This is a genomic window from Streptomyces sp. NBC_00083, from assembly GCF_026343295.1.
In the GTDB taxonomy this organism is placed as follows: Bacteria; Actinomycetota; Actinomycetes; order Streptomycetales; family Streptomycetaceae; genus Streptomyces.
In genome coordinates this window covers 313,187-338,954 of record NZ_JAPELY010000002.1, presented here as the reverse complement: position 1 = coordinate 338,954, position 25,768 = coordinate 313,187, and the positions used below count along the sequence as shown (strand labels likewise).

Annotated in this window: 24 protein-coding genes; 9 read left to right on the top strand and 15 right to left on the bottom strand. The window is 73.9% G+C overall.

The genetic code is table 11. From position 1 onward, the window contains the following. Positions 1–31: 31 nt before the first annotated feature. Positions 32–400 (top strand): VOC family protein, encoded by a 369-nt coding sequence (locus OOJ98_RS18005; protein ID WP_267055912.1) that lies wholly within the window; start codon positions 32–34, stop codon positions 398–400. Between the two features lie 7 nt (positions 401–407). Here the strand turns inward: OOJ98_RS18005 and OOJ98_RS18000 are convergent, their stop codons facing one another. After that, entirely contained in the window at positions 408–1,823 is a 1,416-nt protein-coding gene (locus tag OOJ98_RS18000; RefSeq protein ID WP_267055911.1) for a PLP-dependent aminotransferase family protein, read from the bottom strand. Positions 1,824–1,869: 46 nt separating this feature from the next. Here OOJ98_RS18000 and OOJ98_RS17995 point away from each other — a divergent pair, with 46 nt between their 5' ends. The 3 genes from OOJ98_RS17995 to OOJ98_RS17985 are packed head-to-tail and all read left to right on the top strand — an operon-like array spanning position 1,870 to position 3,538. After that, positions 1,870–2,367: a carboxymuconolactone decarboxylase family protein gene (locus OOJ98_RS17995; protein ID WP_267055910.1), complete on the top strand. Its 498-nt coding sequence runs from the start codon at positions 1,870–1,872 to the stop codon at positions 2,365–2,367. After that, positions 2,364–2,822 (top strand): carboxymuconolactone decarboxylase family protein, encoded by a 459-nt coding sequence (locus tag OOJ98_RS17990; RefSeq protein WP_267055909.1) that lies wholly within the window; start codon positions 2,364–2,366, stop codon positions 2,820–2,822. Before OOJ98_RS17995 ends, OOJ98_RS17990 begins: the two co-directional genes overlap by 4 nt. Next, complete coding sequence (locus OOJ98_RS17985) at positions 2,810–3,538, top strand: isocitrate lyase/phosphoenolpyruvate mutase family protein (RefSeq protein WP_267055908.1); 729 nt, start codon at positions 2,810–2,812, stop codon at positions 3,536–3,538. Before OOJ98_RS17990 ends, OOJ98_RS17985 begins: the two co-directional genes overlap by 13 nt. Positions 3,539–3,568: 30 nt before the next feature. Here the strand turns inward: OOJ98_RS17985 and OOJ98_RS17980 are convergent, their stop codons facing one another. Together OOJ98_RS17980 and OOJ98_RS17975 are read right to left on the bottom strand one after the other, a co-directional pair. After that, the gene (locus OOJ98_RS17980; RefSeq protein ID WP_267055907.1) at positions 3,569–4,075 is read right to left on the bottom strand and encodes a hypothetical protein; all 507 of its coding nucleotides are present in this window, start codon (positions 4,073–4,075) and stop codon (positions 3,569–3,571) included. Further along, a complete protein-coding gene (locus OOJ98_RS17975; protein ID WP_267055906.1) occupies positions 4,072–4,317 on the bottom strand; it encodes a helix-turn-helix transcriptional regulator in 246 nt (81 codons plus the stop codon). Before OOJ98_RS17975 ends, OOJ98_RS17980 begins: the two co-directional genes overlap by 4 nt. 20 nt (positions 4,318–4,337) lie before the next feature. Here OOJ98_RS17975 and OOJ98_RS17970 point away from each other — a divergent pair, with 20 nt between their 5' ends. Further along, positions 4,338–4,706, top strand: a complete 369-nt coding sequence (locus tag OOJ98_RS17970) for a hypothetical protein (RefSeq protein WP_267055905.1) — start codon at positions 4,338–4,340, stop codon at positions 4,704–4,706. 83 nt (positions 4,707–4,789) lie between these two features. Here OOJ98_RS17970 and OOJ98_RS17965 read toward each other — a convergent pair whose 3' ends face one another. The 4 genes from OOJ98_RS17965 to OOJ98_RS17950 all read right to left on the bottom strand — a co-directional run bounded on the left by OOJ98_RS17965 (position 4,790) and on the right by OOJ98_RS17950 (position 8,531). Next, on the bottom strand, positions 4,790–5,779 hold the full coding sequence (locus tag OOJ98_RS17965; RefSeq protein ID WP_267055904.1) for a malate dehydrogenase: 990 nt from the start codon (positions 5,777–5,779) through the stop codon (positions 4,790–4,792). A 185-nt stretch (positions 5,780–5,964) separates the two neighbouring features. Beyond that, on the bottom strand, positions 5,965–7,014 hold the full coding sequence (locus OOJ98_RS17960; RefSeq protein WP_267055903.1) for a DUF2690 domain-containing protein: 1,050 nt from the start codon (positions 7,012–7,014) through the stop codon (positions 5,965–5,967). A gap of 154 nt (positions 7,015–7,168) precedes the next feature. Continuing rightward, the gene (locus OOJ98_RS17955; RefSeq protein WP_267055902.1) at positions 7,169–7,654 is read right to left on the bottom strand and encodes a DUF3017 domain-containing protein; all 486 of its coding nucleotides are present in this window, start codon (positions 7,652–7,654) and stop codon (positions 7,169–7,171) included. Positions 7,655–7,673: 19 nt separating this feature from the next. After that, positions 7,674–8,531: a bifunctional methylenetetrahydrofolate dehydrogenase/methenyltetrahydrofolate cyclohydrolase gene (locus tag OOJ98_RS17950; RefSeq protein WP_267055901.1), complete on the bottom strand. Its 858-nt coding sequence runs from the start codon at positions 8,529–8,531 to the stop codon at positions 7,674–7,676. A gap of 206 nt (positions 8,532–8,737) precedes the next feature. Here OOJ98_RS17950 and OOJ98_RS17945 point away from each other — a divergent pair, with 206 nt between their 5' ends. Beyond that, a complete protein-coding gene (locus tag OOJ98_RS17945) occupies positions 8,738–9,478 on the top strand; it encodes an RDD family protein (RefSeq protein WP_267055900.1) in 741 nt (246 codons plus the stop codon). A gap of 80 nt (positions 9,479–9,558) precedes the next feature. Here OOJ98_RS17945 and purH read toward each other — a convergent pair whose 3' ends face one another. Together purH and purN are read right to left on the bottom strand one after the other, a co-directional pair. Continuing rightward, entirely contained in the window at positions 9,559–11,193 is a 1,635-nt protein-coding gene (gene purH, locus OOJ98_RS17940) for a bifunctional phosphoribosylaminoimidazolecarboxamide formyltransferase/IMP cyclohydrolase (protein ID WP_267055899.1), read from the bottom strand. Then, positions 11,120–11,761 (bottom strand): phosphoribosylglycinamide formyltransferase, encoded by a 642-nt coding sequence (gene purN, locus OOJ98_RS17935; protein ID WP_267057009.1) that lies wholly within the window; start codon positions 11,759–11,761, stop codon positions 11,120–11,122. The genes purH and purN overlap by 74 nt, the downstream gene beginning before the upstream one ends. 394 nt (positions 11,762–12,155) lie before the next feature. Between purN and OOJ98_RS17930 the strand changes: the two genes are divergently transcribed. Further along, positions 12,156–13,043: a hypothetical protein gene (locus OOJ98_RS17930; RefSeq protein ID WP_267055898.1), complete on the top strand. Its 888-nt coding sequence runs from the start codon at positions 12,156–12,158 to the stop codon at positions 13,041–13,043. A gap of 74 nt (positions 13,044–13,117) precedes the next feature. On the opposite strand, the gene OOJ98_RS17925 is transcribed toward OOJ98_RS17930, so the two are convergent. Continuing rightward, entirely contained in the window at positions 13,118–15,040 is a 1,923-nt protein-coding gene (locus tag OOJ98_RS17925) for a DUF6350 family protein (RefSeq protein ID WP_267055897.1), read from the bottom strand. Positions 15,041–15,204: 164 nt separating this feature from the next. Between OOJ98_RS17925 and OOJ98_RS17920 the strand changes: the two genes are divergently transcribed. Continuing rightward, positions 15,205–16,884, top strand: a complete 1,680-nt coding sequence (locus OOJ98_RS17920; protein WP_267055896.1) for a sigma factor-like helix-turn-helix DNA-binding protein — start codon at positions 15,205–15,207, stop codon at positions 16,882–16,884. Between the two features lie 115 nt (positions 16,885–16,999). On the opposite strand, the gene sucD is transcribed toward OOJ98_RS17920, so the two are convergent. The 5 genes from sucD to OOJ98_RS17895 all read right to left on the bottom strand — a co-directional run bounded on the left by sucD (position 17,000) and on the right by OOJ98_RS17895 (position 24,274). Continuing rightward, positions 17,000–17,884, bottom strand: a complete 885-nt coding sequence (sucD, locus tag OOJ98_RS17915) for a succinate--CoA ligase subunit alpha (RefSeq protein ID WP_267055895.1) — start codon at positions 17,882–17,884, stop codon at positions 17,000–17,002. 22 nt (positions 17,885–17,906) lie between these two features. Next, positions 17,907–19,085 carry an ADP-forming succinate--CoA ligase subunit beta gene (gene sucC / locus OOJ98_RS17910; protein ID WP_267055894.1) on the bottom strand — a complete coding sequence of 393 codons (1,179 nt, stop codon included), beginning with the start codon at positions 19,083–19,085 and terminating at the stop codon, positions 17,907–17,909. Positions 19,086–19,317: 232 nt separating this feature from the next. Beyond that, positions 19,318–20,499 carry a VWA domain-containing protein gene (locus tag OOJ98_RS17905; protein ID WP_267055893.1) on the bottom strand — a complete coding sequence of 394 codons (1,182 nt, stop codon included), beginning with the start codon at positions 20,497–20,499 and terminating at the stop codon, positions 19,318–19,320. Beyond that, on the bottom strand, positions 20,496–23,048 hold the full coding sequence (locus OOJ98_RS17900) for a DUF5682 family protein (RefSeq protein ID WP_267055892.1): 2,553 nt from the start codon (positions 23,046–23,048) through the stop codon (positions 20,496–20,498). Before OOJ98_RS17900 ends, OOJ98_RS17905 begins: the two co-directional genes overlap by 4 nt. After that, entirely contained in the window at positions 23,045–24,274 is a 1,230-nt protein-coding gene (locus OOJ98_RS17895) for an AAA family ATPase (RefSeq protein WP_267055891.1), read from the bottom strand. The genes OOJ98_RS17900 and OOJ98_RS17895 overlap by 4 nt, the downstream gene beginning before the upstream one ends. Before the next feature lie 138 nt (positions 24,275–24,412). Between OOJ98_RS17895 and OOJ98_RS17890 the strand changes: the two genes are divergently transcribed. Then, positions 24,413–25,762, top strand: a complete 1,350-nt coding sequence (locus tag OOJ98_RS17890; protein WP_267055890.1) for an SWIM zinc finger family protein — start codon at positions 24,413–24,415, stop codon at positions 25,760–25,762. The last annotated feature ends 6 nt before the right edge of the window (positions 25,763–25,768 follow it).

Below are 25,768 nucleotides of genomic sequence, written 5' to 3'. Positions count from 1 at the left end.
GGATGCCCGGCCCTCGGGCAGGCTCGGGCCCATGGTCTCTGTGGTGCGGAACGTGTCGGTGGACTGTGCGGACGCCTATGAACTGGGCCGGTTCTGGAGCGAGGTGACGGGCTGCCCGCTGCACCCGGACGACCGGCCCGGGGACCCGGAGATCGACGTGATGCTCCCGGAAGGCCCCTGGCTCCACTTCCATGAGGTGCCCGAGCCGAAGACCGTCAAGAACCGGATCCACCTGTGCCTGCGCCCGGACGTCTCGCGCGAGGAGGAAGTCACGCGGCTCCTGCGTCTCGGCGCCACGCTCGTGGCCGACCGCCGGGAGCCGGACGGCACGGGCTGGGCGGTCCTCGCGGATCCGGAGGGCAACGAGTTCTGCGTCCTGCGCGGCGACTCCCCGACCTGAGGCCGTCCTACGGCAGCACCCGCATCAACGCGTCCAGCGCCCCCGTCCACTCGCTGTCCGACGGTGTGCCGTAGCCGATGACCAGGGCGTCCCGGCGGGGGCCCGGGGTGGACGGGTGGCGGTAGCGGGAGAGGCCCTCCAGGGCCAGGCCCTGCCAGGCGGCGCCCTGGACCACGGAGCGTTCGGTGCCGGGCGGGAGTTCGAGGAGGACGTGCAGGCCTGCTGCGACGCCGGAGACGTGGAGGTGGGGGGCCTGCTCGGCGAGGGCGGTCACCAACTGGTCGCGGCGGCGCCGGTAGTGCAGGCGCATGCCGCGTACATGGCGGTCGTACGCGCCGGAGGAGATGAACTCGGCGAGGGTGAGCTGGTCGAGGACGCCGCACGACCAGTCGGCCAGGCCCTTCCCCTCGACGACCTCGTCCACCAGGTGCTCGGGCAGCACCATCCAGCCCAGGCGGAGGCCGGGCGCGAGGGACTTGCTCGCGGTGCCCAGGTAGACGACGTGCTCGGGGTCGAGGCCCTGGAGCGCGCCGACCGGCTGGCGGTCGAAGCGGAACTCGCCGTCGTAGTCGTCCTCCAGGATCAGGCCGCCCCTGGCGCGCGCCCAGTCGACCGCCGCCGCCCGCCGGTCGGGCAGCAGCGGAAACCCGATGGGGAACTGGTGCGCGGGCGTCATCAGCACCGCCCCCGCACCACGCAGCTCCCCCAACTCCTCCGTGCGCGTGCCCTGTTCGTCCAGCGGCAGCGCCGGGGTGCGCAGTCCCGCCTCCGTCAGGAGCTTCCAGTGGAAGTCGAGTCCGTACGCCTCGACCGCCACCTCCCGCACCCGCCGCGCCCGCAGCGCCCGGCCCATCAGCGTGAGCCCGTGCACGAAGCCGGAGCAGATGACGATGCGGTCCGGCGAGGCGTACACGCCGCGCGCGCGGGCCAGGTAGTCGGCGAGGACCGTGCGCAGCTCGATACGGCCGCGCGGATCGCCGAGGCCGAACGCCTCGTGCGGGGCCGCGGTCAGGGCCCGGCGGGCCGCCCTGAGCCATTCGGCGCGCGGGAAGGAGGCCAGGTCGGGCGCGCCCGCCAGCAGGTTGTACGTGGGCTTGCGGCGGGTGGGCAGGCGGTGGGTGTGGCCGCGGTCCTGGCGGGCCTCGGCGCGCCGGGCCACCTGTGTGCCGGAGCCCTGGCGCGCGGTGAGCCAGCCCTCCGCCACCAGCTCGGCGTAGGCGTCGGCGACGGTGTTGCGGGCGATGCCCAGGTCGGCGGCGAGCGTGCGCGAGGACGGCAGCCGGGCGCCGGGCGCGAGCCGTCCGCCGCGGACGGCCTCGCGCAGGGCGCTCATGAGGCCGGCGCGCAGGCCGCCCGCGCCGCTCACGTCGATGTGCAGGTCGACGCCGAGTGTCTCCGGGGAAGTGGCCCAAGATTTCACCATGGAAATGGACCATACCCGTGTGCCACACGCGACGTACCTTCGTTCCATGACCACGAACGAGAACACGAACTACGCGCCCGAGCACACCCCCCGCCTCGCCTGGGCCAAGGCCGCGCCCGAGGTCTACAAGGCCATGATCAAGCTGAACGCCGCCGCCGAGCAGGGCCTGGACCCGACCATCGCCGAGCTGGTCAAGATCCGCGCCTCGCAGCTCAACCACTGCGCGCTCTGCCTGGACATGCACACCAAGGACGCGCTGGCCGCCGGCGAGTCGGTGGAGCGGATCATCCAGCTCAGCGCCTGGGAGGAGTCCCGGCACTTCTACACCGAGAAGGAGCTCGCGGCCCTGGAGCTGACCGAGGCGATCACCGTCCTGACCGACGGCTTCGTACCGGACGAGGCGTACGAGAAGGCCGCCAAGCAGTTCGACGAGGCCGAGCTGGCCCACCTCATCGCGGCGATCACCGTCATCAACGCCTGGAACCGCTTCGGCGTGACCACCCGCGGCGTCCCGGGCCACTACACCGCCGGGATGTACAAGTGAGCCTCGCGGCACGGGAGTTCCGGATCCCGAAGCAGGTGTACCTGAGCCTCGCGGGGCTCGGCGCCGCCGCCAAGCGGGGCCTGGGCGACCCGGTCCTCGCGGAGCTGGTGATGGTCCGGGCCTCGCAGCTCAACCACTGCGCGTTCTGCCTGGACATGCACCTGGCCGCCGCGCGCGAGGGCGGCGAGTCCGAGGAGCGGCTCGGCCTCCTCGCCGCATGGGAGGAGGCCGGTGAGGCCTTCACCGGGCGGGAGCGCGCCGCGCTCGCCCTCACCGAGGCGGTCACGGTCCTCACCGAGGGCTTCGTACCGGACGCGGTGTACGAGAGCGCCGCCGCGCACTTCACCGAGGCCCAACTCGCCCATCTCATCGCGGCGATCACCGTCATCAACAGCTGGAACCGGCTGATGGTGACCCGCCGCACAGCACCTGGAGAGACGGAATGGCACAGCTGAACCCCGCCGCCACCTTTCGCGCCCTGCACCAGGGACGCGCCGCCGGCGATCCGCTGATCCTGCCGGGCCCGTGGGACGCGGCCAGCGCCCGCGTCTTCGAGGAGGCCGGCTTCCCGGCCCTGGCCACGCCGAGCGCGGGGGTCTCGGCGTCGCTGGGGTACGAGGACGGGTCGGCCCCGGCGGACGAGATGTTCGCCGCGGTGGCCCGGATCGTCCGGTCGGTGTCGGTCCCGGTGTCGGCGGACATCGAGGGCGGTTACGGGCTCGCCGCCAAGGAGCTGGTGGACCGGCTCCTGGAGACCGGCGCGGTCGGCTGCAACCTGGAGGACACCGCCGACGGCGCCCTGAAGGACCCGGCCCGGCACGCCGACTACCTGGCCGAGGTACGGGCCGAGGCGGGCGACCGGATCTTCATCAACGCCCGCGTCGACACCTATCTGCGCGGCCGTCCCGAGCTGGACGAGACCATCGCCCGCGCCCGCGCCTATGTCGCGGCCGGCGCGGACGGCGTCTATCCGTTCGCGGCGCTGCCGGAGCACCTCCCGGAGATCGCCGCGGCCGTGCCGGTCCCGGTCAACATGGTGGCCCGGCCCGTCGACCCGACACCGCGCCGCCTGGGCGAACTGGGCGCGGGGCGCGTCACGTTCGGCCCCGGTCTCCACATCCGCGCGACACACGCGCTGCGGGACATCGCCCGCCAGGTGCGCGAGCTGTAACCACGCTCCCCCGCTGCTCGCCGTCCGGCGCTACTCGTCGTCCGGCTCGTCCCGGACGCGCAGGGCCGCCACCCACATCGGCATCAGCCAGTGCGTGACCAGGGCGCCGACGAGCACCGGGAGCGTCACGGGCGCCAGGTCCCGGCCGGCGTACCCGTACGCGCCGACGGCCACCGCGGTGGCGAGCAGGAGGGCGGTGGTGATGCGCTGGGCGCGGGCCAGGACCTCGCTGCGCTCCGCGCGCTGGCGCTCGTCGAGGGCGCGGCGGCGCAGTTCGAGCAGGCCGCGGGTCGAGGCGTTGATGGCGCCGGTGGCGACGCACCACGGCAGCACCAGGGCGAGCATCACCCAGACCGCGGCCGTCGAGGCGCCGGCGGCCGCGGCGAGCCAGGCCGTCACGGACGCGGCGGTCAGCGCGAGGTGCGCGCCGAACAGCACCCGCCTGCGGGCCGCGGTCGCGTACAGCGCGGCCGACTCGCGCCGGTTCATGGTCCGGTGCATCCACCGGTCGTAACGCGTCAGCGGCGCGTCGCTCACTGGTGCCTCCCGTAGGCCTCGTCGGTGAGCGGGCGGAACGGTGTCAGGGAGAACAGCGCCTCGACCGGGAGCCCGAAGTGCTCCGCGATCTTCAGCGCCAGGTCGAGGCTCGGGTTGTACTGGCCCCGCTCGATGTAGCCGACGGTCTGGTAGTGGACCCCCACCGCCTCGGCGAGGGCCTGCCGGGACACCTTCCGCTCGGCACGCACCATCGCCAGCCTGTTGTGCACCTGCTCACTCATGTATAAGAAGTACTACATTGATGCGCAGGAACACAACGAGCGGGGAGATCGTCATGGGGAGCTTTTTCGGCTCATTCGGCCGCAAGGAACTGTCGGTCCTGATCGTGCGCGACGCCGACGACATCGTGCGGGCGCTGCGGGAGGCACTGGCGGATGCCGGGGAGGCCGAGCGGCCCGGCCTGGAAGTGGCGCTGCGGGTGGCCGAGGAGGCGGCGGCCGTGCCGGAGCGGGAGCTGCGCGGGCGCTGGGTGCGCGAACAGCGGGCCGCGGTCGGCTACACGGGCCCTGACGACGAGTCGGTGCACGCGGTCAAGGCGCTGCGCACGGCCCAGCCGGAGCTGAGCCTGCTCGCCGCGGTCCAGCTGACCCGGGACGCGGTGCGCGCGTAGCGGCGCGGGGCGGGAACGGGCGAAGCCCCGGCAGTGGCTGCCGGGGCTTCGTCACGGATACGTCAACCGACGCGCGGGCGGGCTCAGATGAGGCCGAGCTCGCGGACCGCGTCGCGCTCCTCGGTGAGCTCCTTGACGGAGGCGTCGATGCGCTTGCGCGAGAACTCGTTGATGTCCAGGCCCTGGACGATCGAGTAGACGCCGTCCTTCACGGTGACCGGGAAGGAGGAGATGATGCCCTCGGGGACGCCGTAGGAGCCGTCGGAGGGAATGCCCATCGAGGTCCAGTCGCCCTCGGCGGTGCCGTTGACCCAGGTGTGCACGTGGTCGATGGCGGCGTTGGCGGCCGAGGCGGCCGAGGACGCGCCACGGGCCTCGATGATCGCCGCGCCGCGCTTGGCGACGGTCGGGATGAACTCGTCGGCCAGCCACTGCTCGTCGTTGACGACCTCGGCGGCGTTCTTGCCGGCGATCTCCGCGTGGAAGATGTCGGGGTACTGGGTGGCCGAGTGGTTGCCCCAGATGGTCAGGCGCTTGATGTCGGAGACCGTGGTGCCGGTCTTCTTCGCCAGCTGCGAGATCGCCCGGTTGTGGTCGAGGCGGGTCATCGCGGTGAAGCGCTCGGCCGGAACGTCCGGGGCCGAGGCCTGTGCGATGAGCGCGTTGGTGTTGGCCGGGTTGCCGACGACGAGGACCTTGATGTCGTCCGCGGCGTTGTCGTTGATGGCCTTGCCCTGCGGCTTGAAGATGCCGCCGTTGGCGGAGAGCAGGTCGCCGCGCTCCATGCCCTTGGTGCGCGGGCGGGCGCCGACGAGCAGGGCCACGTTGGCGCCGTCGAAGGCGACGTTGGCGTCGTCGGTGATGGTGATGCCGCGCAGCAGCGGGAAGGCGCAGTCGTCGAGCTCCATGGCGGTGCCCTCGGCAGCCTTCAGGGCCGGGGTGATCTCCAGGAGGCGCAGGTTGACCGGCACGTCCGGGCCGAGCAGGTGACCGGAGGCGATGCGGAAGAGCAGCGCGTAGCCGATCTGGCCGGCCGCGCCGGTCACGGTGACATTCACGGGAGTGCGGGTCATGGCGATCTCCGTTGGAAACAGCGGGTGGTGGGGGGTTGCCCCTCGGCTCCGGGCACCCCGTAAACGCCGGGAGCCTGACGAGCGACCGTCTGAATCTTGACGTGAAGAGATGTCCAGCGGTCAGGCTATCCGACCCGGGGGGTTCTACACCCCCGCCGCCCTGTGGGACGGCTCACGCTGATCGATCATCGGCCGGCGGCGGCCGTCGCGGCCTTCCCCGCGGCACAGCCGCTCCGGCCGTTCTTCAGCGTGGCGCACGCCTTGGCCGCGGCGGGCCCGTCGACGGCGATCATCTTCGTGTAGACGTCGCGGCGGGCCACGGCGACCACCGCTTCCTGCGCCGCGGCGGTGGAGGCGATCTCCACCCGGTCGCCGGGGGCGACGCCCCGGAGCCGGGCCCAGGCGGCCCCGCAGGTCGTGCTGTAGCGCACCTCGACGACGGCGGCCCCGATCGTGGCGCTGCTCACGGTGCGCACCAACCGGTCGGAGCAGTGCGTCAGTTCGGGGTCCTGGCCGGCGCACGAGGCGGCGACGCACGTCACGCCGGCGGGCGTCACGGCCACCGGGGCCGAGCGGCTCGGGGACGCCGACGGCGACGGCGACGGGCCCGCCGCCGCGGGCGCCTTGCCGCTCCTGCCGAGGTCGGTCAGGAGGACGGCCGACGTGATGACCAGGAGCGCGCCGACGACCCCGGCCAGGAACATGACGATCCGGCGGCGGCGCCCCGGCCCCGCGGGCGCCCGGCTCGGCGCGGGCCGGGCGGGGCCCCGCCCGGCGCCCCTCTGCTGCGGCGGCCGGTCGGCGGGCCCGGCGCCCGCGCCGCGCGGCGGCCGGTCGGCGAGCCCCGTGCCCGGCGTCCCGGCGCGCGCCCCGCGCGGCGGCTCCGGCGGTCCGGACGCGCCCGGCGCCGTGCCGCGCGCCCGGTCGGCCCGCATCGCCTCCACCGTGCGCTCGTGCCGCTGCTCCGAACGGCTCCAGGCCCGCTCGGCCAGCTCCCACATGGTCGCCAGATGGACGGGGTTCGTGCCGGTCACCTCGGCGAGCGCGACGACGGCCGCCCTGGGCGCGAGGAGGCGCCCGCCGAGGTACCGCTCCCACGACGTCCTGCCGTACCCGGTGCGATCGGCTATGGCCGCGACGCTGAGCCCGCTGCGGTCCACCAGCCTGCGGAGCTGGCTCGCGAACTCCCGTACCTGCGGGTCGAGTTCGTCCGGCAGCGCCTTCCAGCGAGGCATCGCTTCCCCCAGAGTCGTCGCATCCCCCGGCGCGCACGGCACGCACCGGTCCAGGATGGCAGCTCCGGGGGTGGTGCGCACCGGCGCGCGACATGGGGGCGGCCCGCACTCGCCCGGGGGGGTGAGTGCGGGCCGCCCGCCGCTCCGGCGGGGACTAGCGCACGGTGAAGTGGACCGCGTCCTCCAGGAACGGCACGTTCAGCCAGGGGCGCGGCTGGGCCATGAGCGCGAGCAGCACGATGGCCACGCCGAGCACCCCGTACGTGGAGATGTCGGTGAAGCGGGACCTGACGGCGAGCATGCCGACCGACGGCAGCGTCCAGCGCAGCGCCGCGCCCGTCATGAGGGCGGCGCCGATGATGACGAGCCCGATCCGGAACGCGCTGTCGAACGGCTCGACCGCCACCATCAGCAGCCCGAGCCCCACCGCGAGCAGCACGGAGAGCAGCGGCCACTGGCGGGCGGGCGCGGGTGCGTCGCCCGCCGCGGCCCGGCCGCCGCCCTCGGGACGCGCGGTGTCCCGGGTGACGGAGGGGGGCCGTCGCGAACCGCCCGCCCGTGCGGGCGCGCCGGGTTCGCCCTCCTCGGGCACGGAACGCTCCGCGTCTCCGGACGGCTCGTGACTCCTACCAGCACCCATGGGGTCAGGCCCTTTCGTGTCAGCCCGCCGCGGCGAGCTCGGCCGCTTCGACGACGTTGACGAGCAGTTGGGCGCGGGTCATCGGACCGACGCCGCCCGGGTTGGGCGAGAGCCAGCCCGCGACCTCGGCGACGCCGGGGTGCACATCGCCGACGATCTTCCCGGTCTCGTCGCGGCTGACGCCGACGTCGAGCACGGCCGCGCCCGGCTTCACGTCCTCGGGCTTGATGAGGTGCGGGACACCGGCCGCCGCGATGATGATGTCGGCCTGCTTCAGGTGCTTCGACAGGTCGCGGGTGCCGGTGTGGCACTGGGTGACCGTCGCGTTCTCGGAGCGGCGGGTCAGCAGCAGCGGCATGGAGCGGCCGATGGTGACGCCGCGTCCGACCACGACGACCTCGGCGCCGTTGATCTCCACGCCGTGCTTGCGGAGCAGCTGGATGATGCCGTACGGGGTGCAGGGCAGCGGGCCCGGCTCGTTGAGGACGAGACGGCCCAGGCTCATCGGGTGCAGCCCGTCCGCGTCCTTCGCCGGGTCCATGAGCTCCAGGACGCGGTTCTCGTCGATGCCCTTGGGCAGCGGCAACTGGACGATGTAGCCGGTGCACTCGGGGTTGTCGTTCAGCTCCCGCACCACCGCCTCGATCTCGTCCTGCGTCGCGGTCGCGGGCAGCTCGCGCTGGATGGAGGCGATGCCGACCTGGGCGCAGTCGCGGTGCTTGCCCGCGACGTACTTCTGGCTGCCGGGGTCCTCCCCGACGAGCACCGTCCCCAGACCGGGGGTGATGCCCCGCTCCTTCAGGGCCGCCACACGGACGGCCAGTTCGGACTTGATCGCTGCGGCGGTGGCCTTGCCATCGAGAATCTGGGCGGTCATGTTTCCCATTCTTTCAGGGCGACGCTTGATCGCCCAAGTTGCACTTGCACAACACATCCAGCGTTCGGCTGGACAAACTTATGTCTTATTTAGAACGATGATCCGCGCAGTGCCGCGGGCAGTGTCGGGGGGGGCATCCGCTCAGAACAGCAATTCCTCCGCTCGGGCCGCGTCGTCCCCGCACCACCCAACGGAGGAAATCCGCCATGAGCTTCGGCGACCCGAACAACCCCTACGGGCAGCAGCCCCAGCAGCCGCCGCAGGGTGGCCAGTACGGCCAGCCGCAGGGCCAGCCCGGCTACGGCTACCCGCAGGGCCAGCAGGCCCCGCAGGGAGTGCCGCAGCAGGGCTACGGTTACCCGCAGCAGCCGGGCCAGGCTCCCGGCTACGGCTACCCGCAGGCGCCGGGCACCCTCCAGGCCAACAACGGCTACATCAACGTGCCGGTGCTCGGCACCGTCGAGGTCGCCTCGATGGGCCGCCGCCTCTGCGCGCGTCTGATCGACGGTGCCGCGATCGGAATCATCGTCGGCATCATCATGGCCATCGGCCTCGCCGGCGCCGTGGGCGTCGCCAAGGACTGCGACCCGAACTCCAGCGACTACTCGTCCTGCGTGAACAACGCCAGTGCCGGGCTCATCACCGTGATGTTCACCTGGCTCGCCGTCGTCGCGGGCTTCACGCTGCTCTACGAGTGGCTGATGGTGTCCCTCGTCGGCGCGACCCTGGGCAAGCTCGCCCTGGGCCTGCGCGTCGTGAAGGAGAACACCGGCCAGAACCCGGGCCTGGGTGCGGGCTTCATCCGCTACATCATCCCGATCGTCGGCGCGTTCCTGTGCTACATCGGCGCCATCCTGGTCTACCTCTCGCCGTTCTTCGACAACTCCGGCAAGCTGCAGGGCTGGCACGACCGGGCCGCCGGCACGCTGGTCATCAAGAAGGCCTGACCTCCGCCGTACGGCCGCCGGGCCGCGCTCCTCGCAAGGGGAGCGCGGCCCTTCGCGTATCCGGGGCCGCGGGTTCCGGCTCAGTGGAAGAAGTGCCGCGTGCCCGTGAAGTACATCGTCACGCCCGCCTTCTTCGCCGCCTCGACGACCAGCTCGTCGCGGACCGAACCGCCGGGCTGGACCACGGCCTTGACCCCGGCGTCGGCCAGGATCTCGAAGCCGTCCGGGAACGGGAAGAACGCGTCGGACGCGGCGTACGAACCCCGCGCGCGCTCCTCGCCGGCCCGCTCCACCGCGAGCTTCGCGGAGTCGACCCGGTTGACCTGGCCCATGCCGACGCCGACCGACGCGCCGTCCTTGGCGAGCAGGATCGCGTTGGACTTGACGGCGCGGCAGGCGATCCACGCGAAGGCGAGTTCCTTCAACTCGGCCTCGCTCAGCGCCTCGCCGCTCGCCAGCGTCCAGTTCGCGGGGTCGTCGCCCTCGGCCTGGAAGACGTCGGTGTGCTGGAGCACCGCGCCGCCCGAGACCGCCTTGAGGTCGCCGGGCTGGTGCGGGGCGCCGTCCACCTTGAGCACCCGGATGTTCTTCTTGCGGGCGAGCACCTCGACCGCGCCGTCCTCGTAGCCCGGGGCCGCGATGACCTCGGTGAAGATCTCGGCGACCTGCTCGGCCATCGCCACCGTCACCGGCCGGTTGACGGCGATGACGCCGCCGAACGCCGAGAGCGGGTCGCACTCGTGGGCCTTGCGGTGCGCCGCGGCGAGGTCCGCGTCGACCGCGATGCCGCACGGGTTGGCGTGCTTGATGATCGCGACACAGGGCTCGTCGTGGTCGTAGGCGGCGCGGCGCGCGGCCTCGGTGTCCACGTAGTTGTTGAAGGACATCTCCTTGCCGTGCAGCTGCTCGGCGTTGGCGAGCCCGCCCGGCTGACCGTCGGTGTAGAGGGCCGCGGCCTGGTGCGGGTTCTCGCCGTAACGCAGCGCCGACTTGCGCTCCCAGGTCGCGCCGAGGAACTCGGGCAGCGGGGCGTCGCCCTCCTCGGGCGCGTACACGTTGGTCATCCAGGACGCGACGGCCACGTCGTACGCGGCGGTGTGCTGGAACGCTTCTGCGGCCAGCCGCTTGCGCGCGGTCAGGTCGAAGCCGCCGTTCTTGACGGCGTCCAGGACGGCCGCGTACCGCGCCGGGCTGGTGACGACGGCGACCGAGGGGTGGTTCTTGGCGGCGGCGCGCACCATCGAGGGGCCGCCGATGTCGATCTGCTCCACGCACTCGTCGGGGCTCGCGCCGGAGGCGACGGTCTCCTTGAACGGGTAGAGGTTCACGACGACGAGCTCAAAGGGGCGCACGCCCAGCTCGTCGAGCTGCGCCCGGTGCGCGTCCAGGCGCAGGTCGGCGAGGATGCCGGCGTGCACCTTGGGGTGCAGCGTCTTGACCCGCCCGTCGAGGCACTCGGGGAACCCGGTGAGCTCCTCGACCTTGGTGACGGGCACCCCTGCGGCGGCGATCTTCGCGGCGGTCGACCCGGTGGACACCAGCTCGACCCCGGCCGCGTGGAGCCCTTGCGCCAGCTCTTCGAGGCCCGTCTTGTCGTAGACGCTGACCAGCGCCCGCCGGATGGGCTTGACGGTGTCCGTGTTAACCGAGTTCACCGATCTGAACCTTTCGTCCCTCAATGCGGTAGCCGTTACGGGCCAGACGCCCCACGACATCGACGAGCAGCGTGCGCTCGACTTCCTTGATCCGCTCATGGAGAGCGGCTTCATCGTCCTCGTCCCGGATCTCGACCACGCCCTGGGCGATGATCGGACCGGTGTCGACGCCGTCGTCGACGAAGTGGACGGTGCACCCGGTCACCCGCGCGCCGTACGCGAGTGCGTCGCGTACGCCGTGGGCACCGGGAAAACTGGGCAGCAGCGCGGGGTGGGTGTTGACCACGCGCCCGCCGAACCGGGCGAGGAATTCCTTGCCCACGATCTTCATGAACCCGGCCGAGACGACCAGGTCCGGCGCGTACGCCCCGGTGGCGGCGGCCAGCGCCGCGTCCCACTCCGCACGCGATCCGTGGTCCTTGACCCGGCACACGAAGGTCGGGATGCCGGCCCGCTCGGCGCGCTCCAGGCCGGCGATGGCGTCCCGGTCGGCGCCGACGGCCACGATCTCGGCGCCGTACCCGGCCGGATCGGCCGCGATGGCATCCAGCAGGGCCTGCAGATTCGTACCGGATCCGGAGACCAGCACCACGAGCCGGGCGGGGCGGGTGGTGCTTCCGGGTGGGATTTCGTCAGGAGAGGCGGACGCGGAGGGGGGCGGGGAGGCCACGGCGGGGCTCTTTCTCGCGGTCGTACGTCTTTGTATGGTCGTACGAACGAATCGTGCCCCTCGATACGGGGAACTCTACGAAAGCGCCGACCGTCAGCAACGATACCGGCACACCGCACGGCCCCCACGGGACGGGGGCCGGACCGGCAGGTAGCGTCTGCGAGGACGCCGCGAGACGGGACCAGCCCCCTGGGGGGCGCGACCGGCCCTCCCGGGGGCGGGACCGGGAACAGGACCGGCCCCACCCACGTGTTCGACTTGACCGACGACGTACTTGTTTCACTTACATGCGAGATGCGACCCCTCCGGCCCGACCGGCCGGTCGGGGGTCCGAGGGGAAGACGTTCACCAGATGCCGGACCGACGCCACCATCTGTTCGCAGCCCGCCAGTCCTCCTCCCCCGGCTCCCCTCATTCGACGGACCCGGAGGACTCGGGACCGCAGGGCACGGGGAACGGCGCCGGAGCGGGCCCTTCCGACGACAACCCCTTCGCCCCGCCGCCCGAGGGCCGGCCCGACCAGCCCTGGCAGCCGCGCCATCCGGTGCACGGGGGTCAGGGGGGCCACGGCGGTCAGGGTGGCGAGGGCGGTTCCGGTCAGGGCTCCGGTCAAGGGCCCGGCCAGGGTTCGCCGTGGGGCAGCCAGTGGAGCGACCGGCAGCCCGGCCGCGCCCCGGGCGGGTTCGGGCAGCGGCCCGAGCGGCCGGAGGGCGGACCGGGCCAGAACCCTCCGCCCACGCCCGGCCTGCGCTGGGACCCCACCGACCCGGCCCAGCGCCGCGCCCGGTACGCGCTGCTCTCCGGCATGTGGGCCTTCTTCTTCGCCCTGTTCGACATGCCGGAGATCGCGCTGCTGCTCGGGGCGCTCGGCCTGTACTGGGCGATCAGCTCGCTGCGGGCGAAGCCGAAGGCTCCGCAGGATCCGTCGGCCGCGCCCGCCGGTGCCGGGGCCCAGCCCCTGCCGCACGCCCCGCCGCAGCCGACGGCTCAGACGGCGCCCCGGCCCGCGCCCCAGCAGGCGCCCCGGCCCGCTTCGGGCAGGCCGCAGGTGACGGCGGCGGTGACCGGCCTGGTCACGGCGGCGCTCGCGCTGATGGTGGTGGCGTCGAGCTTCACGATGCAGATCGTGTACCGCGACTACTACAGCTGCGTGGACGACGCCCTGACCAAGACGGGCCAGCTCTCCTGCAACGACCTCCTGCCGAAGAAGCTCGTTCCGCTGTTCGGCGTGAAGGAGTAGCCCGCGAGGCCGGTGGCGGAGTAGACGCCGGATCCGGCCTGCGGTCGCCCGGGATCCGCGCCTCGGGGCACCCGCTAGCCGGCGGGGGTGTCCGGGCCGGCCGGGTGGGGCGTCGGCCCTGGTCCCGGCCCTGGTCCCGACTCCGGCTCCGGGTCTCGCCGTGGTTCCGGCTCCGGTTCCGGCTCCGGCTCCGGGTCGCGCCATAGTTCCGGCTTTTTCGGCTCGGGCTGCGGCTCGGGCCCCCGCTCGGGCTCCGATGCCGATTCGGGGGTGGGGCCGAGATCCCGGTGGGGTTCCGGGGCGGGGCCCTGCCGCAGGTCCGGCTCGCCACCGGGCGGGGGAACCTCCGCCGCTCCGTCGGGACGCAGGGCCGGGGGGATGTCCACCGCGGCGGGGATGTCCGCCATCAGGCCGCCCGACGCCTCCTTGAGCGCGGCCCAGCGGGCCTCGCGCGCCCCGTCCTCGTGCCACAGCCCGGCCCCGCCGACCGGCAGGAACTCGTACGGCTCGAAGTCGCCGTCGTCGGCCACGGCCGGGCCATCGAACGGGTCGTATCCGCCGTACGCGCCGGGCGTCGGCACCGCGTCGGCGGTCTTCGCGCGCCCGGTCCGCCGCCACCTGAAGACCCCGGCGATCCGGGCCCGCGCGGAGGGCCGCCCGGTCGCCCCGGTGTCCTCCGGCGACCTCGTCGGCTCCGGGTCCGCCGCCGCGTCCGGGGCCGCCGCGCGCAGCCGCAGGCCCCGCAGGAGCACCGCGCACGGCGCGCCCACGACCGCGGTCCACAGCAGGGCCGCGCCCCCGGTGCGCCACCACACCGGGCCGAGCGCGGCGAGCGCTCCACTGCCCAGCGGCCCGCCCGCGAGGGCCGCGAGCACCGCCAGGGCGCAGCCGCACAGGGCCGCGCCGAGCAGGGCGATCCGCGCGGTCTGCCGACGCCCCCACCCCTCGGCGACGGCCGCGCGCGCGGTGAACCGGGCCAGGACGAGGCCCGCCGCGAGCGGCACCGCGGCAGCCGCCCAGTTCCACCAGGAGCCGTGCGCGCCCGCGGGTACGGCCGCGAGCAGCGGGAAGTGCGGCAGGGCGGGCGAGCCCGCCAGGCCGAGCGGGCTCGCCACCGCGCCCGCGCCCACGGCGAACCCCGGCCCGAGCCCGTACGCGGCTCCCCACACCGCCGCGTTCGGCACCAGGGCGAGGGCCAGCAGCAGGACCGCGAACCGCCCCGACCAGTCCTCGGCGAGCCGGAGGAACGCGTCCTCGGCCACCCCGATGTGCCAGGCAAGACCGGCCGCCGCGAGCAGCGCCCCGCCGCCGAACAGCGTGACCGCGGTGGCTCCGGCCGCGCGTGCCGCGGCGCTGGTACGGAAGTCCAGGAGGGCGGCGCGCAGCCGGGCCGGGACCCGGGCGGGCAGCGGCCCGAGCGGGCGGCCGTGCGCGGTCCAGACCCCGGCGGCGGTGGCGAGCACCACGGTGAGCGGCAGGTGCAGGGCGGCGCTGAGCGGGACGGCGGGGAGCGGTCCCGCGGCCGCGTACAGCACGGTGGCGCCCGCGACCACGAGGTAGCCGCAGCTGACGGCCGCGAGTACGAGCCACCCCGAGGGGAGCGGCGCGGGCTCCTCCGCTCCGTACGCCCCGTCCTCGTCCTGGCCGTCGTCGTCGGGCATCAGGGCGTCGCGCGCGGCGCGGTGGGCGAGCCAGCCGGGCAGGGCCATCAGGAGGAGCGGAACGACGCCGACCGGGGCGGGTGTTCCGGTCAGCGTTTCGGGTCTGACCAGCTGTGTTCCATGGGCGAGCAGCCAGAGCGAGGCCGCGGTGCGCAGGGCGCCGCCGGGCCCGCTGTCCGGGTACGGGGAGCTGATCCACAGCACCATCACGAGCACGGCAAGGGCGCCGAGCCCGAGCCCCGCCGCGATCGCGCCGCGCAGCAGGCAGGTGGCGAGCACGGAGGAGCGCGCCTGGACGGAAAGCAACGGCAGGCCGCGGTCGGTCACTTGGGTCACGCCGTCCATGCTCCCAACGACACGCGCTTTCTACGCGTAATAGGCGAATGCCCGATGTGTCGCCCAATATACGGTTATGTACTTTTCACCCGGGTCCTCTCGAGCCGCCTCGCCCCGGGTGCACGCGCCGACACGGCCTTCGCGGGGAGTCCTGGGAGCCCTTGATGACACAGAGCACGGCCGGTACCGATGACACCGACCCCATGTCCCCCCTGCCCACCCCCAAGGAGCGGCGCCGGCTGCGCGAGGCGAAGGCGCTCAGTGAAGCGCAGGTCGCGAAGGCCCTCGGCGTGACGCGGGCGACCGTCCGCTCCTGGGAGACCGGCCGCACCACACCGCGCGGACGCAGACTCGCCGGTTACGCGAAGCTGCTCACCGCCTACGAGGCAGAAACGTCACCGCAGCCGACGGGGGCGCCGGAGGCGGCCGGGACACCGGCCGGGGCGCTGGAGGCGACACCGCCGGCACCGGTGGCCCCAGTGGCCCCGGGCAGTGACGGCGCGGGCGGTGACGACCCGGCCGGTGACGGCGCGGGCGGTGGTGGGCCCAGGGCCGACCGTCACTCCACCGGCGCCCGTGCCCAGTCGGTGAACCCGGCCAAACCGCCGGCCAAACCGCACGCGGTGAACACCCGGCCCAAGCCGGCCGCCGACGGCGCCGCCCCCAGGTCCTCGCGGCCCGGGGGCAGGACCGCCAAGCCCTCCGTCTCGCCCCACCCGGCGCCCGCACCCGCCGGGCCCGCCTCCCCCTCCGCGGCCGTCACCGTGCCCGAACCCGCCAAGGAGGCGCTGAAGTCCACCGCGCTGACGGGTGCGGGTGCGACGGCCAAGGGCGGCGTCCGCACCCTCCCCGAGCGGCCGCCGGAGTCGGGCGGCGCGCCCGGCCCGGATGCGCCCGACGAAGCGCACGGCGGCGCCACGCCCAAGGCGCGCACCGCCCCCGCAGCGGCCGGAACCCCCGATTCCGCCGTGCCCGAGCCCGCTGCGCACGCCGACCCTTCGGGCGTGGACCAGCCGGGGCTCACCCCCGCCGAGGCGTTCGACGCGCTGTACGCGGCCACCGCGCCCGCGCTGGCCCAGCAGACGTATCTGCTCACCGGGCGCACCCGGCTCGCCCGGGAATCGGTGGCGCGCGCCTTCCACCTGGCCTGGGAGAACTGGCCCCAGGTCGCCACCGACCGGGACCCGGTGGGGTGGGTGCGGACGGCCGCGTACGAGTACGCGATGGCGCCCTGGCACCGCTTCCGGCGCACCCACAAACACCCCGACCAGCCGCCCGTCGAGCCCGAACGCCGGGCGCTGCTCGACGCGCTGCTCGCCCTGCCGCCCGCCTACCGCCGCACGGTGCTGCTCTACGACGGGCTCGGGCTCGACCTGCCGGAGACGGCGGCCGAGACGCAGGCCAGCACCCCGGCCGCCGCGAACCGGGTGCTGAACGCGCGCGCCGCCCTCGCCGAACGGGTGCCGGCGGCGGGCCGCGCCCCGTCCGCGCAGGCCCTCTCCTCGGTGCTGCGCGACCGCATCACCGATCTCGCGCAGGCCGGGCCCGCCGCCCTGACCGCGCTGCCGAAGGCGCGGACGGTACGGGTCGGGGGCGAGCGGCGCCGCCGCTTCTGGACCCGGGCCGCGATCGCCTTCACCACGCTGATCGTGGGCGCGACGGCCTTCACCGTGGTGACGGTCCCGCACTACCACGTGCGCCCGGTGCCGGTGGGCGAGCGGGTCGGGGGTGTGCCCGTCAACAGCGGTCCTCAGCGGCTGACCGGCGAGGACATCGAGCTGCGCGACAAGCTGCGCAGGGAACCGGCGCGGGGCCCGCACCGCCTGGTCCTCGACATCCGCTGACCCGGTCGTCCGTCCGCGGCCCCGCACGCACGAGGGCCCGCACCCCGGGGTGGGGTGCGGGCCCTTCATGCGTACGCGTGGAGCCGGGCTCCGCGCGGCGGTGCTCAGGCGGTGCTCAGCTGCCGAGGATGGCGCGCGCGAGCTTGGCGGTCTCGGTCGGCGTCTTGCCGACCTTGACGCCTGCGGCCTCCAGGGCCTCCTTCTTCGCCTGGGCGGTGCCGGAGGAGCCGGAGACGATGGCGCCGGCGTGGCCCATGGTCTTGCCCTCGGGCGCGGTGAAGCCCGCGACGTAGCCGACGACCGGCTTGGTGACGTTGGCCTTGATGTAGTCGGCCGCACGCTCCTCGGCGTCGCCGCCGATCTCGCCGATCATGACGATCAGGTCGGTCTCGGGGTCGGCCTCGAACGCGGCGAGCGCGTCGATGTGCGTGGTGCCGATGACCGGGTCGCCACCGATGCCGACGGCGGACGAGAAGCCGATGTCACGCAGCTCGTACATCATCTGGTAGGTCAGCGTGCCGGACTTCGACACCAAGCCGATACGGCCCGGCTTGGTGATGTCGCCCGGGATGATGCCGGCGTTGGACTGGCCCGGCGTGATCAGACCGGGGCAGTTCGGGCCGATGATGCGGGTCTTGTTGCCCTTGGAGTTCGCGTACGCCCAGAAGGCGGCGGAGTCGTGGACCGCGATGCCCTCGGTGATGACGACGGCGAGACCGATCTCGGCGTCGATGGCCTCGACGACGGCGGCCTTGGCGTGGGCCGGGGGCACGAAGAGGACGGAGACGTCGGCGCCCGTCTTCTCCATCGCTTCCTTGACGGAGCCGAAGACCGGGACGTCCGTGCCGTCGAAGTCGACGGACTGGCCGGCCTTGCGCGGGTTCACGCCACCGACGATGTTGGTGCCGTCGGCCAGCATGAGCTTGGTGTGCTTCATGCCCGTGGCGCCGGTCATGCCCTGGACGATGACCTTGCTGTCCTTGGTGAGGAAGATAGCCATGGTGGTGTCTTAACCTCTTCCCTTACTTCGCAGCCGCGAGCTCGGCGGCCTTGTCGGCCGCGCCGTCCATGGTGTCCACGCGCTGCACGAGCGGGTGGTTGGCGTCGCTGAGGATCTTGCGACCCAGCTCCGCGTTGTTGCCGTCGAGACGGACGACGAGCGGCTTGGTGACCTCTTCGCCCTTCTCGGCGAGCAGGGCCAGCGCCTGGATGATGCCGTTGGCGACCTCGTCGCAGGCGGTGATGCCGCCGAAGACGTTGACGAACACGGACTTGACGTCCGCGTCGCCGAGGATGATCTCCAGGCCGTTCGCCATCACCTGGGCGGACGCGCCGCCGCCGATGTCGAGGAAGTTGGCCGGCTTCACGCCGCCGTGGTTCTCACCGGCGTACGCGACGACGTCGAGGGTGCTCATGACGAGACCCGCGCCGTTGCCGATGATGCCGACCTCGCCGTCGAGCTTCACGTAGTTGAGGTTCTTGGCCTTGGCCGCCGCCTCGAGGGGGTTGGCCGCGGCCTTGTCCTCGAGCGCCTCGTGCTCCGGCTGACGGAACTCGGCGTTCTCGTCGAGCGACACCTTGCCGTCGAGGGCGAGGATGCGGCCGTCCTTGGTCTTCACCAGCGGGTTGACCTCGACGAGGAGCGCGTCCTCGGCGACGAAGGTCTTCCACAGGGTGACCATGGCCTCGGCGACGCCCTCGGCCACGTCGGCCGGGAACTTCGCCAGGGCCACGATCTCGCGGGCCTTCTCGATGTCGACGCCGTCGACGGCGTTGACCGGGACCTTCGCGAGGGCCTCGGGGGTCTTCTCCGCGACCTCCTCGATGTCCATGCCGCCCTGCACCGACGCCATGGCGAGGAAGGTGCGGTTGGTGCGGTCGAGGAGGTACGAGACGTAGTACTCCGCCTCGATCTCCGGAGACAGCTCGGCGATCATCACCTTGTGGACCGTGTGGCCCTTGATGTCCATGCCGAGGATGTCGGTGGCGCGGGCGACGGCCTCGTCCGCGTCGGCGGCCAGCTTCACGCCGCCGGCCTTGCCGCGGCCACCGACCTTCACCTGCGCCTTGACGACCGACTTGCCGCCGAGACGCTCAGTGGCCTCGCGCGCCGCCTCAGGCGTGTCGATCACTTCACCGGCCAGCACCGGTACACCGTGCTTGGCGAAGAGGTCCCTCGCCTGGTACTCGAACAGGTCCACGCGCGTCCGTCCCTTTTCAGTGGTATCGCGGTTGCGTTGTCTGCTGGGCGTGCCGCGAAGGGCAACGTGACGGCGCTGTCACTGAGGGAGGCGTACACGGTGTCCGAGTACGCGGCATGTCCGTCTCGCAGGTTATCTCCGCAGGCCCTGCCTCCCTAAATCGCAGATCACACCTGAGCGGTGATACCTGTCACAGATCACCTGCTCGGCGCGCGTCCGGGCGGGGCCGGCCTCACGCGTCGGGTATCGGCAGGGGGCGGCGCTCGATCGCCGCGGCCATCACGTCGGGGAAGAGGTCCGGGGTGCAGGCGAAGGCCGGGGCGCCGAGCGCGGCGAGCGCCGCGGCGTGCTCGCGGTCGTAGGCTGGGGCGCCCTCGTCGGACAGGGCGAGCAGGGCCACGAACTGCACCCCGGCGGCCTTCATCGCGGCGACCCGCTTCAGCATCTCGTCCCGTATCCCGCCCTCGTAGAGGTCGCTGATCAGTACGACGACGGTGTCGGCGGGGCGGGTGATCTGCGACTGGCAGTACGCGAGGGCCCGGTTGATGTCGGTGCCGCCGCCGAGCTGGGTGCCGAACAGGACGTCGACCGGGTCGTCGAGCTGGTCGGTGAGGTCGACGACGGCGGTGTCGAAGACCACCAGGCGCGTCGCGATCGAGCGCATCGAGGCGAGCACGGCCCCGAAGACGGAGGCGTACACGACGGACGCGGCCATCGACCCGGACTGGTCGATGCAGAGCACGACGTCCTTCTTCACGCCCCGCGCCGCCCGCCCGAATCCGACGAGCCGCTCGGGCACGACCGTGCCGTGCTCGGGCAGGTAGTTCTTCAGGTTGGCCCGGATCGTGCGGTCCCAGTCGATGTCGCGGTGGCGGGGCCTGCTGATCCTGGCGGTGCGGTCGAGGGCGCCGGTGAGGGTGGCCCTGGTGCGGGTGGCGAGCCGCTTCTCCAGATCGTCGACGACCTTGCGCACCACGGCGCGCGCGGTCTCCCGGGTGGTCTCGGGCATCGCCTTGTTGAGCGAGAGCAGGGTGCCCACGAGGTGGACGTCGGCCTCGACGGCCTCCAGCATCTCCGGTTCGAGGAGCAGCGCGGCGAGGCCGAGCCGCTCGATGGCGTCGCGCTGCATGACCTGCACGACGGAGCTCGGGAAGTACGTACGGATGTCGCCGAGCCAGCGCGCGACGGACGGCGCGGACGCCCCGAGCCCGGCGCCCCGGTCCTTGGCGGTGTTCCTGGCGCCGTTCTGGGCGCCGTTCCTGTTGCCGCCGTAGAGGGCGGTGAGCGCGCCGTCCATCGCGGCGTCCCGTCCGGTGAGGGCGTGGCCGGTGCCGTCGGCGCCCGGCTCGCCGCCGAGCACGAGCCGCCAGCGCCGCAGCCGCTCGTCGTCACTTGGTCGCATGCTGGTCGTCATCTGCCCACCCCCACAGGGTTGTTGGAGCCTTCCGTGCCGATGGAGTCCTCGGGGTCGCTGGAGTCTTCGGGGTCGCTGGAGCCATCGTGGTCGTCGGGTCCGTGAGGGCCGTCGGGTCCGGCAAGGGCGTCGGTTCCATTCCGCTCGTCGGGATCGGTGAGGGCGCCGGTTCGGTCGGGGGCGGTGGCCGCACAGGGCGCGGCCGGCGCGTGGGTCGCGTCGTGGCGGGCGGATCCGGGCGATCCGTCCCGGCCCAGGAGCAGGGACAGGAGGGGCAGGACCGCATCGGCGCGCGCGGTGTCGAGCCCCGCGCCGAATCCGGGGGCGGCCGCGTCACCGGGCGCGGTGCGCACCGCGGGGCCGCGCCGCGCCAGCTCCCCCAAGGTGCGCCGCACCCCGGCCTCGTAGGCGGCGAACGTGCGGCGCAGCAGCGGCAGTACGTCGGTGAACGCCTCCGGGGTCACGCTGGTGAGCCAGCCGTCGACCAGGGCGCGCAGCCGGTCGTCGTGGACCAGGAGCATGCCGCCGCCCGAGGCCCCGCCGACGAACCCCTCGATCCACGCGGCCGCGTCGGCCGGCGCCGTGCCCGGGGAGAGCGCGAGCCCCATGGAGCGGGCCGCTTCCTCGCTCTCGACGCGCCCGTCGTCGAGCAGCAGCCGCACCGCGCGGCCGCGGAGGACGCCGGGCACCGTGTCGCGCGCGGCGAGCCGGGCGAGCATCGCGGACCAGCGGTCGCGCAGGCCGCCCGCCCCGCCCCCGGCCGGGTCCGGGAGGAGGCAGATGGAGGCGTGGACGGCGTCGAGGTGCGTCCGCATCTCGGCCGCGCCGTCCGCGTCGAGGCCGGCGCAGGCGGGCGGCAGGCCCACGCAGATCCGGTCGGCGAGGCCCGCCGCGACGTCGGCGAGACCGGCGGCCGGGGTGCCGCGCACATCGCCGTAGCGCAGGGTGCGGGCGAGGGCCGGCAGGGCCTGTGCGAGGTGGGCGACGTCCGTGTCGAGCGCGGCCCGGTCGGCCAGGGCCCGCATCACCACCGGCAGCGCGTCCGGCAGTTCGGCCGCGAGGCAGCACTCGGCGAGCGTGGCGATGGCGCCGAGGGCGGTCGTGGCGACCGCGTCCGACGCCGCCCTTGCGGTGGCCGCGGCTTCCACGGTGGTGCCCCACACCCCGGCTTCGGCGACCCGCACCGACAGCTCGGGCTCCCAGCGCAGCCGCCAGTTCTCCCGGAAGGTGCCGGTGGAGCGGGCCTCGGTCCGCTCGCCCCAGCCGATGCCGAGCAGCCGCAGCCGGTGCAGCAGCCGGCTGCGCGCCGCGTCGGTCTCCTTGCGCAGGTCGAGCTCCAACTCCCGCTCCAGCGCCTCCGGTTTGAGCCGCAGGGTCCGCTGCGTCCGTACGAGGTCGCGCTGGAGCGGCACGGCCGGCGCGGCATCGGGCACCTCGCCGAGCACATCGCCCACGACGAGGCGGTCCTGGATCAGGGCGAGCGGCACGTCGGACCCCTCGCACATGACGGCCCGTACGGCGTCCGTGGTCTCGGCGAGGCCGGGCAGCGGGCGGCCGCGCAGCGCGGCGAGCGTGGCCGCGAGGCGGACGGCCTCGATGACATGGGCCGAGGAGACCTGGTGGTCCTCCGCGCGGAGCAGCCCCGCCACCTTGGTCATCCAGCGCTCCACCGGCCGGTCGGGGGCGCTGAACAGATGCCCGTACCACCCCGGCGAGTCGATGCCCGCGCCGTAGCCGCTGCGCCGGGCGAGCCTGCGGTGGGTCCACGGCACCCACGTCAGGTCGGCCTTGACCTTGGGCAGTCCCTTGAGCAGCGCGCGGTCGGCGGCGACGGTGAACTTCCCGGCGAGCGCCGGCATGTGCCACGCCCCGCAGACCACGGCGACCTCGCCCGGCCCGAACTCCTTTACCGCCGCGCGTAGTTGTTGCCGCATGTACGCCTCGCGGACCAGGTCGCGCGGGTGGCCGCCGTCGCCGTACGCCTCGCGCAGCGCGGCCATGGCTTCGCCGAGCGCGGCGAACGGCGCCCGCGGGTCCGCGGCGGCGCCCCGGTGCTCGACGACGTCCTCCCACCAGCGCTCCGGGTCGTCGTAGCCGGCGGCCTCGGCGAGCGCGCCGATCGGATCGAGCGGGTCGAGCGGCCGGCCGTCCTCGGGGGGCTCGGGCGCTTCCGGGTCCGCCGGGTCGGGCTCCATCGCGAGCGAGTGGGCGGCGGGCAGGTCGATGAGGCGGACCCGGGCGTCATTGGCCAGCGCCCAGCGGATCGCCACCCACTCCGGCGAGAACTCGGCCATCGGCCAGAACGCGGCCCGGCCCGGATCGTCGACGACATGGGCGAGCAGCGCGACCGGCGGGCGCATGGCCTCGTCGGCGGCGAGGGCCAGCAGGGCATCGCCCTCGGGCGGCCCCTCGACGAGGACGGCGCGCGGCCGTGCGCGCTCCAGCGCGGCGCGCACCGCCCGCGCGGAGCCGGGCCCGTGGTGACGCACCCCGAGCAGCAGCGGCCCTGCCGCGCGGGGCGGGGCGGCGCCGGGCGCGGACGCGGTCATACGGACACCTCACGGCAGGCGCGGTAGAAGTCCTTCCAGCCGTCCCGCTCGCGGACCACGGTCTCCAGGTACTCCTGCCAGATGACGCGGTCCGCCGCCGGATCGCGCACCACGGCGCCGAGGATGCCGGCGGCCACGTCGCCGGACCTGAGGACCCCGTCGCCGAAGTGGGCGGCGAGCGCGAGACCACCGGTCACGACGGAGATCGCCTCGGCCGTGGAGAGCGTCCCCGAAGGGGATTTGAGCTTGGTGCGGCCGTCGGTGGTCACGCCCTCGCGCAGCTCCCGGAAGACGGTGACGACCCGATGGATCTCCGCCATGCCGTCGGGTACGGCCGGCAGGTCGAGCGAGCGGCCCAGCTGGTCGACGCGGCGCGACACGATGTCCACCTCGGCCTCCGCGGTCGCGGGCAGCGGCAGCACCACCGTGTTGAAGCGGCGGCGCAGAGCGCTGGACAGTTCGTTGACGCCGCGGTCGCGGTCGTTGGCGGTGGCGATCAGGTTGAAGCCGCGCACCGCCTGCGTCTCCGCGCCCAACTCCGGGATCGGCAGCGTCTTTTCGGACAGGATCGTGATCAGTGAGTCCTGCACGTCCGCCGGGATGCGGGTCAGCTCCTCGACCCGTGCGGTCATGCCCTGCGCCATGGCCCGCATGACGGGGCTCGGCACCAGCGCGTCGCGGCTGGGGCCGTGGGCGAGCAGCTGGGCGTAGTTCCAGCCATAACGGATCGCCTCCTCCGGGGTGCCGGCGGTGCCCTGCACGAGCAGGGTCGAGTCGCCGCTGACGGCGGCCGCGAGATGCTCCGACACCCAGGTCTTGGCGGTGCCGGGCACGCCGAGCAGGAGCAGCGCGCGGTCGGTGGCGAGGGTGGTGACGGCCACCTCGACGATGCGCCGCGGGCCCACGTACTTGGGGGTGATCACGGTGCCGTCGGGCAGGGTGCCGCCGAGCAGATAGGTGGCGACGGCCCACGGCGAGAGCCGCCAACGGGCCGGGCGCGGGCGGTCGTCGGCCGCGGCGAGCGCCGCGAGTTCGCCCGCGAAGGCGTCCTCGGCGTGCGGACGCAGCGCCTCCTGCCCGGCGCCTTCCCCGGGCGCCGCGGAAGGCGCCGGGAGACGGGAATCGGCGCGCGGCGCGATATGGGCGTCGGTGGCGTCGGCGCGGGAATCGACGCGGGCGGGCTCGGTTGCGGATGCTGCCGCACACTCGTTTTCGGACACGGTCATGGCTCCCCCTCCAGATCGTTCGAGACGTTCGACCGGCTTGTGTCACCACCGTGCACCACGCCACTGACAATCAGCGTCGGACCGGCAATCGCCGCAGGTCAGGGCCAATTGTCAGTGGTCGCACGTACCTTCGGGGACATGACTCAGCAGGGGGTCCGCTGGACGGCGGAGCAGGTGCTCGCACTGGCGCCTGACGATGCGTCACGCAAGGCGGGAAGCAGGCTCGGCGCCGCCGGGCCGTGGTCACAGCACGGGTGCGACGGAGCGGGGGCGGTGTGGGGTCTGTGCAAGGGCAGCGGCAGCACGCCGTACCGGACGGTGGTCGACACCAGCGGCCCCGCGTACAAGTGCAGTTGCCCGAGCCGGAAGTTCCCGTGCAAGCACGCGCTGGGGCTGCTGCTGCTCCGGTCGGGCGACGGGTGGGCGGTGCCGGACGGGGCGCCGCCCGACTGGGCGGAGCAGTGGCTCGCGGGGCGCGCGGGGAGAACGGCGGACAAGCGCCTTGACGCGGCGGGCGCGGGCGGCGTCGCCGACCCGGAGGCGGCCCGCCGCCGGGCCGAGAAGCGGGCGGAGCGGATCACCTCCGGGGCCCTGGAGTTGGAGCAGCGCCTCGCGGATCTGCTGCGCGGCGGCCTCGCGACGGCGGAACGGCCCGGCTACGGCCTGTGGGAGGAGACGGCGGCCCGCATGGTCGACGCCCAGGCGCCCGGACTGGCGGCGCGGGTGAGGGAGTTGGGGGCGATACCGGGCTCGGGTCCGGGGTGGCCCACGCGGCTGCTGGAGGAGTGCGCGCTGCTGCATCTGCTCGACCGGGCCTGGCTGGGCCGCGCCGCGCTCCCCGAGCCCCTGGCCGCGACGGTACGTACCCGCGTCGGCGCGCCCACCGCTCCGCAGGGCCCCGCGATCCGCGACACCTGGCAGGTCCTCGCCCAGTACGACACGGCCGACGCGAAGCTCACCACCCGCCGGATCTGGCTGTACGGACGGGAGTCGGGCCGCTCGGCGCTGGTCCTGGACTTCGGCGCCGCGGGCCGGGCCCCGGCGCTCGCGCTGCCGGTCGGCCTGGCGATCGACGCCGACCTGACGCCGTACCCGGGCGCCGGCCAACTGCGGGCGGCCCTCGGCGAGCGGTACGCGGCCCCGGTCGCGGCCGGCGGACCGCCGCCGGGCGGCACGACGGCCGACGCGGTGGAGCGGTACGGGCGGGCGCTCCTGGACGACCCCTGGCTCGAAGCGAGCCCGGCGACGCTGGCCGAGGTGATACCGGTCCCGCCGGGCGAGGGCGGCGACACCTGGCAACTGGCCGACGCCAAGGGCGGGTTGGCGTTGCCGGTCATCGCGGCCGGCGCCGCCCACGCGGGCCTGTGGCGGCTCCTTGCGCTGTCCGGCGGCGCTCCGGTGACGGTCTTCGGCGAGTGCGGCCACCGGGGCTTCGCGCCGCTGGCGGCCTGGGCCGAGGGCGCGGGTGAGGAGGTGGCGCTGACATGACGGGAC

Excerpts from the sequence above, each read along its gene's own strand:
- OOJ98_RS18005 (WP_267055912.1), top strand. The coding sequence starts at position 32 with ATGGTCTCTGTGGTGCGGAACGTGTCGGTGGACTGTGCGGACGCCTAT.
- OOJ98_RS18000 (WP_267055911.1), bottom strand. The coding sequence starts at position 1,823 with ATGGTGAAATCTTGGGCCACTTCCCCGGAGACACTCGGCGTCGACCTG.
- OOJ98_RS17995 (WP_267055910.1), top strand. The coding sequence starts at position 1,870 with ATGACCACGAACGAGAACACGAACTACGCGCCCGAGCACACCCCCCGC.
- OOJ98_RS17985 (WP_267055908.1), top strand. The coding sequence starts at position 2,810 with ATGGCACAGCTGAACCCCGCCGCCACCTTTCGCGCCCTGCACCAGGGA.
- OOJ98_RS17975 (WP_267055906.1), bottom strand. The coding sequence starts at position 4,317 with ATGAGTGAGCAGGTGCACAACAGGCTGGCGATGGTGCGTGCCGAGCGG.
- OOJ98_RS17970 (WP_267055905.1), top strand. The coding sequence starts at position 4,338 with ATGCGCAGGAACACAACGAGCGGGGAGATCGTCATGGGGAGCTTTTTC.
- OOJ98_RS17965 (WP_267055904.1), bottom strand. The coding sequence starts at position 5,779 with ATGACCCGCACTCCCGTGAATGTCACCGTGACCGGCGCGGCCGGCCAG.
- OOJ98_RS17960 (WP_267055903.1), bottom strand. The coding sequence starts at position 7,014 with ATGCCTCGCTGGAAGGCGCTGCCGGACGAACTCGACCCGCAGGTACGG.
- OOJ98_RS17955 (WP_267055902.1), bottom strand. The coding sequence starts at position 7,654 with ATGGGTGCTGGTAGGAGTCACGAGCCGTCCGGAGACGCGGAGCGTTCC.
- OOJ98_RS17950 (WP_267055901.1), bottom strand. The coding sequence starts at position 8,531 with ATGACCGCCCAGATTCTCGATGGCAAGGCCACCGCCGCAGCGATCAAG.
- OOJ98_RS17945 (WP_267055900.1), top strand. The coding sequence starts at position 8,738 with ATGAGCTTCGGCGACCCGAACAACCCCTACGGGCAGCAGCCCCAGCAG.
- purH (WP_267055899.1), bottom strand. The coding sequence starts at position 11,193 with ATGTCGTGGGGCGTCTGGCCCGTAACGGCTACCGCATTGAGGGACGAA.
- OOJ98_RS17930 (WP_267055898.1), top strand. The coding sequence starts at position 12,156 with ATGCCGGACCGACGCCACCATCTGTTCGCAGCCCGCCAGTCCTCCTCC.
- OOJ98_RS17920 (WP_267055896.1), top strand. The coding sequence starts at position 15,205 with ATGACACAGAGCACGGCCGGTACCGATGACACCGACCCCATGTCCCCC.
- sucD (WP_267055895.1), bottom strand. The coding sequence starts at position 17,884 with ATGGCTATCTTCCTCACCAAGGACAGCAAGGTCATCGTCCAGGGCATG.
- OOJ98_RS17905 (WP_267055893.1), bottom strand. The coding sequence starts at position 20,499 with ATGACGACCAGCATGCGACCAAGTGACGACGAGCGGCTGCGGCGCTGG.
- OOJ98_RS17900 (WP_267055892.1), bottom strand. The coding sequence starts at position 23,048 with ATGACCGCGTCCGCGCCCGGCGCCGCCCCGCCCCGCGCGGCAGGGCCG.
- OOJ98_RS17895 (WP_267055891.1), bottom strand. The coding sequence starts at position 24,274 with ATGACCGTGTCCGAAAACGAGTGTGCGGCAGCATCCGCAACCGAGCCC.
- OOJ98_RS17890 (WP_267055890.1), top strand. The coding sequence starts at position 24,413 with ATGACTCAGCAGGGGGTCCGCTGGACGGCGGAGCAGGTGCTCGCACTG.